Here is a 15,449-nt window from a genome sequence, read left to right on the forward strand (position 1 = left end):
CCCGCGGCTTCGCCGCAGGCCAGTGACGAGGTGAGCGATGAGGCTTGTTTCCCGGAGGGTCGTCGCCGTGCTCGCATCCGGTGCGCTGGCGACGTTCGCGTTCGCGGCACCGGCATCGGCGTCCGGCTACGGAGCCGACGATGCGGGCGGCGCGGCCATCAACATCGTGGCGGACACGGTTTCGGCCGCGCAGGAGGTCACCGGGTCCTGGAGCGCGGAGAGGATGCGCCAGGCCGTACCCATGGAACAGCTGGTCTCCGAGAGCGGGGATGTGATCAGCCTCGGAGAGGTCGTCGGCTCGCTCACCGGCGGCGACCCGGTGTCGATTCCCGCCACAAAGCGGCTCGACCTGGGTTCCGGTCTCGGTGGCGTTCTCGGCTCCGCCTCGGGCGAGCCGTGGACAGGTGGCGGCGAGGTCGCCAGCACCGCTGGCCGCGTGTTCTTCACCGTCGACGGGCAGGACGCCTCCTGCAGTGGCAACGCGGTGACCAGCGAGAACAACAGCACCGTCATCACGGCGGGACACTGCGTGCGGATGGGCGGCGAGTGGCACGACGACTGGGTCTTCGTGCCCGGGTACGACAACGGCGACGCCCCGTACGGTGAGTGGCCTGCCGAGACGACCATGGCCACACAGGAATGGGTCGAGTCCGAGGACATCAACTACGACGTCGGCGCTGCCGTGGTGCACGAGCAGGACGGCCAGAGCCTCACCGAGGTCGTCGGTGGTCAGGGCATCGCGTTCAACCAGGAGCGCGGTCAGCCCATGTACTCGTTCGGCTATCCTGCGGCCTCCCCGTACGACGGCAGCGAGCTGATCCACTGCAGCGGCGACACGTTCGACGACCCGTTGTTCTCCGACGCCATGGGGATGGACTGCGATATGACCGGCGGTTCCAGCGGCGGTCCGTGGTTCCTCGACTTCGACGAGCAGTCCGGCACCGGCCTGCAGAGCTCGGTGAACAGCTTCGGCTACGCGTTCCTGCCCGGCACCATGTTCGGTCCGTACTTCGGGGACGAGGCCCAGGAGGTCTACGAACGAGCCTCGACCTTCTGACCCCTCGATTCCGAGGACAGACTGGACGAACGGAGGCCCCGACACCCCGTGGCGGGGCCTCCAGCACGTCGTGTCGGCCCCTGCAACCCAGTGTGTCGGGCATTGCGACACACCGTGTCGGCCCCTCCGGCATTCGATGTTGAGCGTTGCGACACGTCGTATCGGGCGCTGCTTCCCGGTCTGGCCGGAGCCGGACCGCGTGTGCCCGCCCGGTACCCGCGGCGGAGGGTAGGGGAGGCGGCCGGCCGGGTGGTACCGGACCCGCTCGCTGCGTGGCAGTGGGCGCCGGGGTCCTGACACGGATAGCCTGAGGTGCGTAGTCAGGTCCTGTGAGGAGGTCGCCGTGTCGGATGTCGTTGAGCTGATCCTCGCCGATCACCGCAAGTTCGAGGAGCTGATGCGCGGGCTGCGTGACGCAGGGGCGGACCGGGCGGAACGGCGTGCCGAACTGTCGGCGCTGCTGGTCGCGCACGCTGTCGCCGAGGAGCAGGAGGTCTACCCGAAGCTCCGCAAGCGGCGCGCCGCGAGCGACGACGAGATCGAGCACGGCGAGGAGGAACACGCCGAGATCAACAAGGCGCTCCTGGCATTCCTGGAACTGGAGGACCTGGACGGTGACCGCTACGCCGACACGCTCGAAGAGCTGGTCGAGACGGTCAATCACCACACCAACGAGGAAGAGCTGACCCTGCTCAACGACGCGCGGACCGAACTGGCCCAGGAGGAGCGGGACCGATTGGGTGTGGCCTTCCGTACGGCACGAGACGCCCAGCTGGAGACGAACTGCGGGCGGGTGGAGAACGTGCGGTTGCTCGTGGGGCGCACCGAGCACCGGGTGGACGACTGAGGAGGCTGCGACCCGGTGCTCCCCCTCGGCCGGGTCGTGGCTACTGGCGGCGCCACTTCCCGCAGCCGGTGGTCTCGAATGCCGCGTCGCCGGCCCGGATGGTGACGGTGACGCTGGCCGAGCCGTAGTGGTTGGCCAGGAGACCGGTGCCGCTGAGGTCGGACAGCCGCGCCCAGTAGCAGCCGCTGCCCTCCCCGGTGGCGCGGTAGGTTCCTGGGTCGACCTCGTCCCCGACCACCCAGACGCCGTCGCCGGGGATCGTGCCGTCCTCGATCTCGCGTTCGTCGGCGGCGACGGCTTCCTCACGTTCGTCCAGCTCCGCCTCGCGAGCATCGAGCCGGTCGGCTTGCTCGTCCAGATCGGTGTCGCGCCGGTCGAGCTTGTCCTCCCGGCGCGTCAGGTCGTTTCCCCGGTCGTCGAGGCGGGACTCGCGGTCGGCGAGGCTTTCCTCGCGCTCGTCGAGCTCGGACAGTCGCTGTTGCACGGCAGGTGTGGCGTCGAGATCCAAGATGCTCGTGGTGGCTGCGGCACCGACTCCCGCACCGAAGGCGACAGCGGCGGTAACCGGTACGGCGAGGATCCAGGTCCGGCGGCGTCGCCGGGGCGGAGGTTCGGGCTCGTCGGGCTGTGCGGCTTCACCGGTGCTGCCCGTGCTGCCAGGGTCGTTGTCGATCATGGTGTCCTCCGTGGTGCTCGGTCAGTCGAGTCGCGCAGCTGGGAAGGAGTTCGTGCCGGATCCGCTGGACAGTTCGGCACGTAGCCGGTTCAACCCCCGGTGCTGCGCGATCCGCACCGCGCCGGGAGTGGTGGACAGGGCGGTGGCGGTCTCCGCCACGCTCAGGCCCGTCGCCACGCGCAGCACCAGCACGTCCCGCTGCTGTGCGGTGAGCAGGCCCAGCATCCGGCGCATCTGGTGATGCAGCTCCACGCGCTCGGCGTGCTGCTCGGGGTCGGGGCCGTGCCGGCCGGGAACGTCCGGAAGCTCGGCCACCGGGTGGCTGCGGTCGCTCGCTCGCCTGCGGTGGGCGTCGGCGACCTTGTTCGCGGCGATGCCGTAGGCGAAGGCGAGAAAGCCTGCCCCGGTGGCGCGGTAGCGGCTCAGCGAGCCGAGTACGGCGAGCATCACCTCCTGGGCGACATCGTCGGCGGAGGCGTGGCGGTGGGAGACCGTACCGAGTCGTGCCCGGCAGTAACGCACGATGACGGGGCGCAGCCGTGCCAGAAGCTCACCCAACGCGTCGGGATCGCCGGACGCGGCGGCATCGGCGAGCTCGTCGAGCGGGTCCGGTGATGCGGGCTCCGGCGCGGTGTCGGACATACCGGTGACCTTTCGGCGGGACGGGGCGGCCACAGGGGTGGCAGGTGCGGTACTCGTCGCGGCGGTCATTGCGGGGCCGCCGGGTACCAGGCGGTGATCACGGACACCAGGTGCTGCAGGTTCTGCGTGCGCATCACCGGAGCGGACGCGTCGGGTTCGAAGTCGCGGCCGGCTTCCGTGCGGCGCCAGATCGCCTCGTCGGAGACCGGGGCGGCCATGTGCGGCGCGAGCGTGGCGAAGTACGCGGTGATGTCGCCGTCGGCGATGTCCTTGGCGCGCAGCTCGTGGTACGTGCCGGCCAGCACGCGCAACATCCCGACGGCGGCGAGCAGCGACCGCCCGCGTAGCTCGCCGGGGCGCAGTGAGCCGTCGGCCAGTGCCCCGAGCTCGTCGAAGGCCGTGGTGATGCAGTCGAGGAAGCAGTGCATCGCCTCGACCACCGCCTCGTCCGACAGGGAGGCCTCACGCTTGCGACTGATGCGGCCGCTGACGCCGACGGCGACGGCGCGGGTGAGGTCGGCGACGTGCTTGGCGCCGATGAAGTGCGCGTTGGTGCGGCTCATGCGGTCCTGCTCGAGATCGACCTTGTCGCGCAGCAGCGCGTGGTCGATGACCCGGTCGAGCGTACGGTTGGCGATCTTCGAACCGTCGAAGCGGGCGCGCAGGGCCGTGGAGATGCCCTTGGCGTTGTCGGCGACGTCGACGAACATCTGCCGGGCGCGCACCGGGTCGGGCTCGACGTAGATGTCCAGCCCGATCGCTTCCCGCTGGATGCGCTGCAGAGCCACCTTCAGCGCGTCGCGCTTCTCGCCGAGCGCGCGGACGCGGTGCTCGGCACGGGCCCGGCCGAGGTCGCGTTCGGTCTTGTCGATCTCCTCGGTGATCCGGTGCATTTCCATGCGCACGCCGAGAACCCTGTGCTGGCCGTCGATCGTGGACAGCGCGCCTACCGTTCCTGCCGACCAGGGGATGTCCAGGTATCCGACCGTGCCGTCGCTGCCGTCGAGCGGGTGGAACACGCATCCGCCGTTGTCGCGGGCCAGCAGCGTGGGGGCGACCCACGCCTCGTGCGCGGTGAGGTACTCGCCGAACGACTTCGCGTGCCGGGCGTCCACCCGGCGGTTGTCCGGGTCGGTCTGGGCGGGGTCGGGCACCGGGAGGATCTTGTCCAGGTCGAGCAGCGGGACGCGGGCGCTGTACACGGTGCGGCCACCCTGCACGCTGCGCACAGCGAGATAGGTATCGGCGCGGCGGCCTGCGGTGATGCGGTCGGCGTCGACGGTCAGCGACATGGGGACCTTCTGCGGCGATGGATAACTCGTGCAACGCGTGAACAACCGCTAGTTAAACAGATACTGTGAACGTAGTCAACATACAAATACAGGGCAGAGAGGTACACGAGGAGGGCTCACCGGGCTTCGTGGTGTCCCGCCACGTCGTGCGCACGCCGCGACCGGCAGCGCGGTTCAGCAGCTCGGTGCGTCAGGTCGAACCGTCGGGGCGCTCCGATAGCAGGTCACGGAACTGGGCGAGCGCGGGGTGCTGCTCGCCGTACTCGGCGAGAAGCTCATCGAGCCGATGCAGCTGCTGTTCGGCGGCGTGTCACTGGAGCGCCGCGACGTCGCTACTTCCGGCCGAATGCCTCGTCCACGCGCTGCTGCACGGACTTTCCAGCTTGGCGTACTCGCGGAGGAAATCCCTGTCGATGGCCAGATGTGGCACGGCCTCGCTTCCTCCCTACGATTCGCCGCCGATCCCGGCGAGCAGGTCCCGCACTTTCGGCACGGCGGGATGGTCCTCGCCGTGCTGTTCCAGCAATTCGTCGAGCAGCTCGCGCAGCGTGCCCTGTGCAGCCTCTCGCTGGCCGGCGCCCAGCTGCAATAGGCCGATCTGGCGACGTAGCTCGATCGTTCGCGGATCGTGGGTTCCGAAGACGCGCCGCTCGTCGGCCAACAACTCGTGCATGGCCTCTAGCGCGGTCGTGGTGTCGCCGAGCAGGGCGTGGCAGGTGGCGTTCTGTAGCCGGCAGCGGAACACCAGTTCGGCGTCCGGGCCATCCCGCTCCACGAGGTCTGCCTTGAGTGCCTGGTAGGCCGGTGCCGCGGTGCGGTAGTCGCCGCCTTCGAACAGCACGTTCGCCCATTCCAGCCTGAGATTGATCACGTCATCGTCGAGGGGCCCGAACGACTCGCGTGCCGACCGGATCGTCTCGCTGAGCAGCTCGGCGGCTTGGCTGTAGCGGGACTGCCGCACGAGCTCGCTCGCCTCCGCACGGGTCTCCGCCAGGCTGCTGCGGGTCGCATGTCCGGCCGCCGTGTCGCCTGTGAGCGCGGTGCTGCTGGAGGGTGTTCCGGCGCTGTGTTCCGGTGCGGTCGCCGGCAGGGTGTGCTGTGACTCGCTGGTTGGTGGTTGCGCCGTGTCCGGCGCGGTCTGCTCCTGCGGTGTGGGGGTGAAGGCCCGGCTCAGTACCGTCGCATACATCTGCGTGGGGCTGGGGATTGCCGGGGGATGCAGCACGCCGGGTATGTGTTCCAGGCTCTCCACGTAGGGCAGCAGGCTCTCGTAGGTGTCTTGCGCGGTGGACGGGCGGTCTTCCGGTTTCTTCTCCAGCATCGCGCCGATCACGCTGTCCAGGCCGGCCGGAACCTCCGGGCGGATGTCGCGCACCGGCGTCGGTGGTTCGTCGACCTGCTTGTTCATCACGGCGTATTGGGTCGTGCCGGTGAACAGCTTCGCACCGGTGAGCATCTCGTGCAGGGTGCAGCCGAGCGCGTAGATGTCGGTCTGCGGCCCGCTCATCGCCGCCAGCACTTGCTCAGGTGCCATGTAGGCGGGCGTGCCGATGTGCTGGCCGGAGCGGGTGATTTGGGAGACGTCGGCGAGGTCGAGCGCGACAGCGAGGCCGAAGTCGAGCACCTTGACGGTGCCGTCCGGCTCCAGCATCAGGTTCGCGGGTTTGAGGTCACGGTGCACGAGTGAGGCGTGGTGGGCGACAGCGAGTACGGAGCAGGCCTGCGCGGCGATCGCCGTGGCCCAGCCAACCGGGAGGCGCTCGTGCTGATCGAGGAGGTCCGCCACGCTGAGTCCCCGGATACGCTGCATCACCAGGTACGGTCGCCCGTCCTCGGTGCCGACGTCGAACACCGCCGGTACGCCGGGGTGCTGCAGCCGGGCGGTGATGCGGGACTCGCGCACGAACCGCCGGATCAGCTCGTCGTCGGGGACACCGTCGGGGAAGCGCACGAACTTGACGGCGATCTCACGGTCCAGCTTGGTGTCGCGTCCTTCCCACACCTCGCCCATCCCGCCACGGGCGAGGGGGAGCCGCTGCAGTTCGTAGCGTTCGTTGATCACCTTGCGCTGGGCCACGTGTCCCTCCAAGCACGATGCCCACCATAGGTATCACACCCAGCGTGCACGGGCACTGTCATGACCTCGGAACGTGCACACCGTCCGGACTCGTAATGCAGTGCATCGGGGTCCGCCTCGGCGAACGTAGAGAGTAGGCTGGAAACAATTAGTGACCAACTGAGCGCGAAGTGTTAACCTCGTGCATTTCATGCAGATCTGGCTGGCGTGCACGACCGCGCAGTCGAACCCGACGACACGAAGCTACTCTAAAAATTTTAGACTAGCTTCGTGTCGTCGAACGAAGTGGATCACATCCTGCATCACGCCGCGCAGTCCGATGTTGGCCAGCAACTTCTCGCTGCCCCGGAAAACCAGTGGTTCGACCGCAAGAGTGTGCGGATCAACGCGAAGGACCTTGCACGTACTCTGATCGCCTTCGCGAACGCCGAAGGCGGAACCGTCGTGGTGGGGCTGCGCGACGGGCACGTGGAGGGCCTCCATGGGCATGTATCGAAGGTCAACGCCCTTCGCCAAGCGTGTATGGATCATGCGGTACCTCCAGTTCGCTCGAGTGCCGAGGAGGTTTCGTGCGTCAACGAAGCAGGCGAGAACGATACTTTGCTGGTGATCAGGGTGCCTCCGGGCGAGCGAGTGCACGAAACCCCCAGCGGTGACTGCTATCTCCGATCAGGAGACGAGTCCCGCAAGCTGAGCTTCCACCAACGGCAGGAACTCGAGTTCGACAAGGGGCAAGCTCAGTACGACGGCTTCGCGGCAGCGGGTGTGGACCTCACCGATCTTGACTCGACGTTGCTAGAACAGTACCGGACGAGTGCCGGCGCGGAAATCCTGGACCGGCTGCTGCACGCTCGAAGCTTGCTTACCCGCGAAGGGCACGTAACAAACGCCGCATACCTGCTGTTCGCTACCCATCCTCAGCATCTCTTTCCGCAGGCCTTCATCCGAGTCCTGCGGTTCACGTCGACAGAACGAGGAACAGGAGCACGGTTCACACTGGACGAAGAAGCCGATCTTAGGATCGAAGGACCGCTACCGCGGGCAATCAACGACGCCCGCGAGGCTATCGAGCGCTATGCACCACGTCGTCGCGCTCTTGACGAGTATGGCCGCTTCACCGGTCACGATCTGGTCCCTCGCCAGGCGTGGTTGGAAGGGTTGGTGAATGCGGCGATCCATCGTTCGTACAGCCTCGCTGGTGATCATATACGGGTCGAGATCTACCCGGACCGTATCGAGATCGAGAGTCCCGGCCGCTTTCCTGGCCTTGCCGATCCGTCGAAGCCACTGGAGATCAGTCGGTTCGCGCGCAACCCGCGTATCGCGCGTGTGTGTGCCGACCTGCGAATTGGCCAGGAGTTCGGCGAGGGGATCAAGCGGATCTTCGACGAGATGCGCCGCGTCGGTCTGCGCGACCCTATCTATACCCAGACAAGTGGCAGCGTGCGCCTCAAGCTGGCAGCGGTATCTCGCCTCGACCCGGAGCTGGCGGCTCGGCTACCCCATGGAGCGCAAGCCGTCCTAGACCTTCTTCGTGCAACTGACCGGCCGCTCGGCACAGGCGACATCGCCGACTCGCTGGATCTGAGTCGGCCGACAGCTATCGCACGACTCCGTGCCCTACACGATGAAGGGCTTGTCAGCTGGAATGGTCGCTCCGCGAAAGACCCGCGCGCGACCTGGGCAATTGCAGTGGAGTAGGTTCCCGGCGCACATTGCGCTGGGGCATGTGTCCCTCCAAGCAGCGTGCCCACCATAGGTATCGCACGCAGCGGGCACGGGCACTGGTTCGCCCGCGGTGACGGGATCGCAGCGCTCGACACGTGTGCCTAGGAGGAGTCCTGCGGGGTCGCAGCTAGTACGGACCCCAGGGCTCGATTCGTTACAGGAGGGGCCTGTGCGGGGCTGCCGTCACTCGGTGTGCGAAAAGCCCAGTATGAGGTGTGCGATTGTGCCCATCGCCGCGCTGGGGGATCGGCGATCCGACGGATGAGTCCGTAATCGGGACGGCTGCGATTCTGAACGCGAGAATCACGGCGCACCACGGCCGGTGACTGCCAGCCGTTCGAGTACGCCTTTGACCTGCAGATCCGCGATGTGTTCGGCGGCGCGGGCGGGTGCGGCACCGCCGCGGATCAGCATGCCCGCTTCGACGTTCTTCTCGACCCCGGACTGGGTGAGGTTAGCGCTGGATACCAGGAGGATGCGGCGGTCGGCGACTCGCGCAGCGGCTCGTGCGGTGCGGCCGAGTAGGTCGTCAGCAGCAGCTCGCCGGTGGTCTCGATGACGACCTGGGTGAGCGCGTGGGCCGCGGCCTGCGCTGGCACCAGCGAGCTGGGCGGCTGCGAGATCCACGCCTTCCGCTACCGGGTGCTGCACGCGGCCGCCCAGCTGGTGTGTACCGTCCGACGACTCGAATTACGCATCGACCGCACCCGGTGCTGAGCAGTCGAGATCGCGGAACGTTTCCGCCGACTCCGCACGGCCCTAACCTGCCAGCAGCGCCCCCACCTTCGCCGCTACTATCCCCACAACCCCGAAAGCGCCCCTTCAGCAGCCGGACATAGCGCGCCGGCCACCGCAGCACATGCACACAAGGCAGAATTCCCACGCCCGCAAGACCGAGGTCAGGGACGAATGACTGCAGTACAGCCCCAGCCCGGACTGGTGGGGGGCTACACCCTGGAAGTGGCGTGGATGACCGACAGCGGCCGACTTCGCAGAGTTTCCACTAGTTCGCGATAATTCACTCGCCACTCTGGACAGGCCTTACCAACGCCGCGAACGGTTGGAGAACGTCGGAGACGAACCGTTCGAACTGGGGGAGTGCGTCCTGCGCGGTGGTCCGGGGATAGTGCGGGGCCGGCTCACGACCGGCCAGTTCCTGCAGCGTCACGTGTATCCGGTCCGCTGCGTGGTCATTGCCCTGCCCGCGTAGCCGCTTGATGTCCAGCTCCGCGGCACCATCGGCGGGCAGACCAGCACCCCGGGGGAAGCAGTCGGCTCGCAGGATCTTGCGCGCGGCGCCCATGGTGGTGTCGCAGTATCCCTGCTGCACCCGGTCGAGGATGTGTTGATCAAGATCGCGAACCGCGCCAGGGGCCTTTGCGCGCAGCTCGGTGAAGGGCTTGCGCGGGTGCTGGCCCTTCGCCTGCTGAGCGGGCCCTGTCATGCCTACGACCTGGGGCACGAGGTGATCGTTCTCGATGAATAAGATGTTGTCGGTCCTAGCCCCAGCCCACGATCCCGTCCGTACCACCCCAGGCCACGACGGACGAGTTCCTGACCGCCACGATGCGCGCGGTCCTTGATCTCAGTGTCACCAACCTGTGACTCTTTGATACGAGTTTGCCCGTTACGTTCAGCTTCCTGTTGACGACAGACAGAATGTGGCAGGTGCCCGGTAGCAGCGTTGCGGCGTGGACAGCGATGACTGGTGCGGTGACGCCCCTAAATCGATGTGCTAGTGTTGACTACGTTAACAGTTATATTCTTTGTAAACGGAGGAATTCGAGCACAGCGACAAGGTGGAATGTTCTGGGCCTCAAGATGGCTCGTTGCGAAGGGGTAACCGCATCTTGGCTCAGGTCGTGCCGGTGGACGACGATGACCAGGCACGGGAGTAGCGGCTGAACAGGATGGTGTCGAACGACCGATGGATGTCTTTGAGGTTCGCGAACAGCTGGTCGATGACTACCGGCAGTTCACGTCGAGCTTCGTCGACCCACGCAACGAGCGTCTCGCCGAGCACGTCCGTGTGCGCATGGACTCGGGTGAGCAGTGGCCTGATCCGTACCTGTCGCTCAACCCGAACTTCGCCCCTGGGGGCACGGTCGGCGAGCTTGTCGAGGAAGGGCTCCTGCATCCTGAATGCGAACGCATCTTCAGGCTCAAACAGGAGCAGGCTGACCCGGGCACGCAGAGCCTGCACCTGTACCGTCACCAGCGCGAAGCCATCGAGGCCGCGCGAACCGGCGAGAGTTACGTGCTCACTACCGGAACCGGCTCAGGCAAGAGCCTCGCTTATCTGATCCCCATCGTGGATCGCGTTGTGCGCGCCCGCGATGAGCAGGCGCCGGGCAAGGGCGTCAAAGCAATCGTGGTGTACCCGATGAACGCGCTGGCCAATAGCCAACTGGGGGAGCTGAACAAGTTCCTCACCTATGGCTACCCGACTGACGGCCAGCCGGTGACTTTCGAACGCTACACCGGGCAGGAATCCGATGAGGAGCGCAAACGCATCCTGGACAACCCGCCGGACATCCTGCTCACCAACTACGTGATGCTGGATCTGGTCCTGACCCGCCCGCGCGAGCGTGACCATTTGGTGCGGGCCGCACAGGGACTCCAGTTCGTTGTGCTGGATGAGTTGCACACGTACCGAGGTCGGCAGGGCGCGGACGTAGCGATGCTGGTACGCAGGCTGCGGGACGCGTGCGCCGCGCCTGGGCTGCAGTGTGTCGGCACGTCGGCCACGATGGCGACCTCCGATAGCCTGGCGGAGGAGCGGGAAACGGTTGCGGATGTGGCCGCGCGCTTGTTCGGATCCACGGTCACTCCCGAGCGCGTGATCGGCGAGACGCTGCAACGCGTCACCAGTCCAGAAGCCGCCAAAGCGCCCCTTGCACACCACATGCAGCGGTCCGGACGCAAGCCTGACTATCACGAGTTCTTGCACGACCCGCTTGTCTCATGGGTCGAGTCCACCTTCGGCATCCGCATGGCACGCGAGGACAACCGCCTGGTCCGCCAGCAACCCACCACCCTGCAGGCGGCGGCGCGACAGCTGGCGATCGACACATGGGCCGGGACGGACCAGTGCCTGGAGGCGATTCGCGGTGTGCTGGAGGAGGCTTCGCAGGTGCTCGATCCTGCGACGGGACGGCCTGCTTTCGCCTTCCGGCTGCACCAGTTCCTGTCCAAGGGCGATCACGTCTACGTCAGCCTCGAGCCAGAGGACACCCGCTACATCACCAGCCGCTATCAGACTGTGGTGCCGGGCGCTCCGGAGAAGGTGCTGGTTCCGGTGGCGTTCTGCCGCGAATGCGGCCAGGAATATCTCACAGTCCGCAAAACCGAGCGACACGGCGCGACCTACTACCAGGCGCGGTTCGACAACGATGCCGGAGGCGGGGACTTCGCGACGGGGTACCTGTTTATCAGCAGCGATGCGGGCCAGGCGTGGCCGGAGACTCGTGACGAGGCGATCTACGAGGGCCGCCTACCGGATTCGTGGCTGGTCACGGATCAACACGGATACACGTGGGTGAATAAGACCAAGGAAAAGTACCTGCCTCGCGTCGTGCATGTCGACGTCGGCGGCACGGAAGTCGATCGGCATGATGGCCTGAAGGCGGCGTTCGTCCCCAGCCCGTTCCCGTTCTGCTTGCGCTGCCGGGTGTCCTACGAGCAGCGTGGGCGGGACTTCGCGAAGCTGGCAACGTTGTCCGCGGAAGGCCGCAGCTCGGCCACCTCCGTGATCAGTTCCAGCATCGTGCGCAGCCTCAAACAAGTTGACGATCCTGACTTCAATGCCGAAGCGCGTAAGCTGCTCACCTTCGTCGATAACCGTCAGGACGCCAGCCTGCAGGCCGGGCACTTCAACGACTTCGTCCAGGTCACGCAGCTTCGTGGAGCGCTGTATCAGGCCATGCGTGACGCAGACGAGCAGACGCTGACGCATGACGACATCGCGATGCGCGTGTGCGAGAAGCTCGGTCTGAACTTCGCCGACTACGCGCAGAACCCGGAGGCCCAGTTCGGTGCGCGCCGGGCCGCCGAGTCGGCGTTGCGTGACGTAGTGGGCTACCGGCTCTATCAGGATTTGGAGCGCGGCTGGCGGGTCACCATGCCCAACCTGGAACAGACCGGGCTGTTGTCGGTGGACTACCTCGATCTGGATGACATCGCCGCCAGCCAGGAAACGTGGGACGGCTGCCACGATGCGCTCCGCGACGCGGACTACGGGCAGCGCCGTGAGCTCTGCGTTACCATGCTGGATGAGCTGCGTCGGGTTCTGGCGATCGACGTGGACTACTTCGGGCAGGACGGATTCGAGCGCCTCCGGAGACAGAGCGATCAGCATCTGACCGGCCCGTGGGCGCTTCCGGAGGGGGAACGCAGCCCTGAAGTGGGTGCCGCCTATCCACGACCAGGTGGCCGAGGTGGGTCTCGGCGCGACCTCTACCTGTCCGGTCAGGGTGCGCTCGGGCGGTTCCTCCGCCGGGAGGGTACGCTGGTGCACCCGCCGAACGAGCTGGAAAAGGACGATGCTCAGCAGGTCATTCGCGACACGCTGGCTGTGTTGGAGAAGTGTGGTCTGCTGACCATCGCTTACCACGACACGTCGGGAACTCCCGCGTATCGGCTGAAGTCGGCGGCAATCCTCTGGCGCATGGGCGACGGCGAGACGGGCGCGGAAGACCGGCTCCGGCGCATCGTGGAAAACGAGCAGGGTCCGCGGGTGAACCCGTTCTTCCTCCGCCTGTACCGCGAGGTCGCCCGAACGCTGTCCGGCCTTCATGCTCGAGAACACACCGCGCAGGTGCCGCCCGAACAGCGGCAGGACCGGGAGAAGGAGTTCCGTGCCGGTAACCTGCCGCTACTGTATTGCTCCCCGACGATGGAACTCGGCGTGGACATCGCCAGCCTGAACGCGGTGGCACTGCGCAACGTTCCGCCGACCCCCGCGAACTACGCGCAACGCAGCGGCCGCGCGGGTCGTTCCGGCCAGCCCGCGCTGGTCACGACGTACTGCGCGACCGGCAACGCGCACGACCAGTACTACTTCCGCAACGCGCGGCACATGGTGGCCGGTTCGGTGGCCCCACCCCGGCTGGACCTGACCAATGAGGACTTGTTGCGTTCGCACGTCCACGCGATCTGGCTCGCCGAAACCGGACAGGACCTGCACCAGTCGCTTGCGGAACTGATCGATCTGGCGGGCGACGAACCGACGCTGGATTTGCTGCCCGAAGTGCGGGCGACCATGAACGACGCGCACGCGCAGCGGCGGGCCGTGCGGCGCGCGTGGGATCTGCTGTCCGGAATCGTCGGCGAGCTAGCGGACACCTCCTGGTATCACGACGGCTGGCTCGAGGAGGTGGTGAACGCGGCGCCGGAGAGTTTCGACCGGGCATGCGACCGCTGGCGCGACCTCTACCGCGCGGCTCTGGTGGAGCGCGAGAAGCAACACCAAATCATTGGCGATCTGTCCGCATCGAAGCTACAGCGCAACCTGGCTCAGGGGCGGCGACGGGATGCGGAGACGCAACTGCGTCTGCTGCGCAACGAGGATTCGGATCGTAGCCAGACCGACTTCTACTCGTACCGGTACTTCGCCTCCGAGGGCTTCCTGCCGGGCTACTCGTTCCCCCGGCTGCCGTTGGCAGCGTACGTGCCGGGCATGCGTGGGGCACGGGGCAGTGACGGCGACTATGTGCAGCGGCCACGGTTCCTCGCGGTGCGCGAATTCGGTCCGGGCGCGCTGATCTACCACGAGGGCGCACGCTACGAGGTGAAGTACATCCAGCTGCCGCCCACGCAGCCGGGGCAGAACGCGATCGAGACCCAGCAGGCCCGAACATGCCAGCATTGCGGCTACCTGCACGACAAGGACGTCGGCGTGGACGTCTGCGACCTCTGCGGGGCCACGTTGGGTGCCACCACGTACAACCTGCTGCGTCTGCAAACCGTATTCACCCGCCGCCGCGAGCGGATATCCTCCGATGAGGAGGAGCGCCGTCGCGCGGGCTTCGAACTGACGACCTCGTATCGGTTCACCGAACACGGTCATCGGCCGGGCCGGGTCGACGCCTCGGCCAGCGATGCGACCGGCCAACTCCTCGAACTGTCCTATGGGGACACGGCTACCGTGCGCGTCACGAACAAGGGACGCAAACGCCGGAAGAATCCCACCGAGGTCGGCTACTGGCTGGATACGGTCAACGGGGAATGGTTGTCCGAACGGAAGGCCGCCGACCACACCCCGGAAGACGACAGCCTGGCCGAGGCCGAGGACGTGCAGACCAAACAGAAGGTCATCCCGTATGTGGAGGACCGGCGCAACATTCTGATCACCCGCTTGCCGCACCAGGTGAGCGCTGAGGCCGCGGGTACGTTGATGTTCGCGCTCAGCCGCGGGATCGGTACCGCGTTCCAGCTGGAGGAGTCCGAGCTGGACTGCGAGTTGCTGCCGGATCCTGATCATCGCGGCCGGGCGTTGTTCATCGAATCCGCCGAAGGCGGCGCGGGCGTGCTGCGCAGGCTCGTCGACGAGCCGGGAGCGCTGGCCACTGCGGCCCGCTACGCGCTCGAACTGGCGCACTTCGATCCGAATACCGGCGAGGACACCGAGGGCCGTGATTCGCACGGCGAGCGGTGTGAACGGGCCTGCTACGACTGCTTGCTGTCCTACCGCAATCAGCAGGTGCACGAGCAGATCGACCGCCACCTCGTGCGCGATCAGCTACTGGCCCTGGCCGGCGCGGAGACGATCCGCGGTTCGGGCGGGGTCAGCCGCGACGAGCAGCTCGATCATCTGCTGCGGGCCTGCGATTCGGAACTTGAACGGCAGTTCGTCCAATGGCTGCGCCAGCACAACTACCGACTACCGGATGAGGCGCAGCGCCTGGTGCGCGATGCGGGCACCCGGGTGGATTTCGTCTATCAAGCCAACGGCGGCAACGTCGCGGTGTTCGTGGACGGTCCGCACCACGAGGCGGACCGCGCCGCGCAGCGCGATGCCGAGGCCGAGGAGCGGCTGTACGACTTGGGCTGGAGCGTGGTGCGGGTGGCACACGACGCCGATTGGGCGAGTGTCATCCAGCGCTATCCCAGCGTGTTCGGACCGAGCTGAG

Annotated in this window: 10 protein-coding genes; 5 read left to right on the top strand and 5 right to left on the bottom strand. The window is 66.7% G+C overall.

Annotated elements, in window-relative coordinates; all coding sequences use genetic code 11:
- Nucleotides 1-37 precede the first annotated feature (37 nt).
- Together CHB84_RS07635 and CHB84_RS07640 are read left to right on the top strand one after the other, a co-directional pair.
- Nucleotides 38-1,057: a trypsin-like serine peptidase gene (locus CHB84_RS07635; RefSeq protein ID WP_089300793.1), complete on the top strand. Its 1,020-nt coding sequence runs from the start codon at nt 38-40 to the stop codon at nt 1,055-1,057.
- Nucleotides 1,058-1,400: 343 nt separating this feature from the next.
- Complete coding sequence (locus CHB84_RS07640) at nt 1,401-1,904, top strand: hemerythrin domain-containing protein (RefSeq protein ID WP_245818612.1); 504 nt, start codon at nt 1,401-1,403, stop codon at nt 1,902-1,904.
- A 40-nt stretch (nt 1,905-1,944) separates the two neighbouring features.
- Here CHB84_RS07640 and CHB84_RS07645 read toward each other — a convergent pair whose 3' ends face one another.
- The 4 genes from CHB84_RS07645 to CHB84_RS07660 form a co-directional block, all read right to left on the bottom strand.
- A complete protein-coding gene (locus CHB84_RS07645) occupies nt 1,945-2,580 on the bottom strand; it encodes an Rv1352/Rv1906c domain-containing protein (RefSeq protein ID WP_089300794.1) in 636 nt (211 codons plus the stop codon).
- Between the two features lie 21 nt (nt 2,581-2,601).
- The gene (shbA, locus tag CHB84_RS07650) at nt 2,602-3,222 is read right to left on the bottom strand and encodes an RNA polymerase sigma factor ShbA (RefSeq protein WP_089300795.1); all 621 of its coding nucleotides are present in this window, start codon (nt 3,220-3,222) and stop codon (nt 2,602-2,604) included.
- A 65-nt stretch (nt 3,223-3,287) separates the two neighbouring features.
- Entirely contained in the window at nt 3,288-4,514 is a 1,227-nt protein-coding gene (locus tag CHB84_RS07655) for a DNA sulfur modification protein DndB (protein ID WP_089300796.1), read from the bottom strand.
- A 445-nt stretch (nt 4,515-4,959) separates the two neighbouring features.
- Nucleotides 4,960-6,591, bottom strand: coding sequence for a serine/threonine-protein kinase (locus CHB84_RS07660; RefSeq protein ID WP_245818613.1), 1,632 nt, complete (start codon nt 6,589-6,591; stop codon nt 4,960-4,962).
- Between the two features lie 270 nt (nt 6,592-6,861).
- Here CHB84_RS07660 and CHB84_RS07665 point away from each other — a divergent pair, with 270 nt between their 5' ends.
- Together CHB84_RS07665 and CHB84_RS22800 are read left to right on the top strand one after the other, a co-directional pair.
- Nucleotides 6,862-8,292: an ATP-binding protein gene (locus CHB84_RS07665; RefSeq protein WP_217898485.1), complete on the top strand. Its 1,431-nt coding sequence runs from the start codon at nt 6,862-6,864 to the stop codon at nt 8,290-8,292.
- 582 nt (nt 8,293-8,874) lie between these two features.
- On the top strand, nt 8,875-9,036 hold the full coding sequence (locus CHB84_RS22800) for a hypothetical protein (RefSeq protein WP_176439827.1): 162 nt from the start codon (nt 8,875-8,877) through the stop codon (nt 9,034-9,036).
- Between the two features lie 301 nt (nt 9,037-9,337).
- Here the strand turns inward: CHB84_RS22800 and CHB84_RS07675 are convergent, their stop codons facing one another.
- The gene (locus tag CHB84_RS07675) at nt 9,338-9,763 is read right to left on the bottom strand and encodes a hypothetical protein (RefSeq protein ID WP_141134607.1); all 426 of its coding nucleotides are present in this window, start codon (nt 9,761-9,763) and stop codon (nt 9,338-9,340) included.
- A gap of 483 nt (nt 9,764-10,246) precedes the next feature.
- Here CHB84_RS07675 and CHB84_RS07680 point away from each other — a divergent pair, with 483 nt between their 5' ends.
- Complete coding sequence (locus CHB84_RS07680; protein WP_089300798.1) at nt 10,247-15,448, top strand: DEAD/DEAH box helicase; 5,202 nt, start codon at nt 10,247-10,249, stop codon at nt 15,446-15,448.
- The last annotated feature ends 1 nt before the right edge of the window (nt 15,449 follow it).

This window comes from Haloechinothrix alba, assembly GCF_900188115.1.
GTDB classification, from domain to species: Bacteria; Actinomycetota; Actinomycetes; order Mycobacteriales; family Pseudonocardiaceae; genus Haloechinothrix; species Haloechinothrix alba.

Coding starts and splice junctions, on each gene's coding strand:
- CHB84_RS07635 (WP_089300793.1), top strand. CDS start 38: ATGAGGCTTGTTTCCCGGAGGGTCGTCGCCGTGCTCGCATCCGGTGCG.
- CHB84_RS22800 (WP_176439827.1), top strand. CDS start 8,875: ATGACGACCTGGGTGAGCGCGTGGGCCGCGGCCTGCGCTGGCACCAGC.
- CHB84_RS07655 (WP_089300796.1), bottom strand. CDS start 4,514: ATGTCGCTGACCGTCGACGCCGACCGCATCACCGCAGGCCGCCGCGCC.
- CHB84_RS07675 (WP_141134607.1), bottom strand. CDS start 9,763: ATGACAGGGCCCGCTCAGCAGGCGAAGGGCCAGCACCCGCGCAAGCCC.
- CHB84_RS07680 (WP_089300798.1), top strand. CDS start 10,247: ATGGATGTCTTTGAGGTTCGCGAACAGCTGGTCGATGACTACCGGCAG.
- CHB84_RS07645 (WP_089300794.1), bottom strand. CDS start 2,580: ATGATCGACAACGACCCTGGCAGCACGGGCAGCACCGGTGAAGCCGCA.
- shbA (WP_089300795.1), bottom strand. CDS start 3,222: ATGTCCGACACCGCGCCGGAGCCCGCATCACCGGACCCGCTCGACGAG.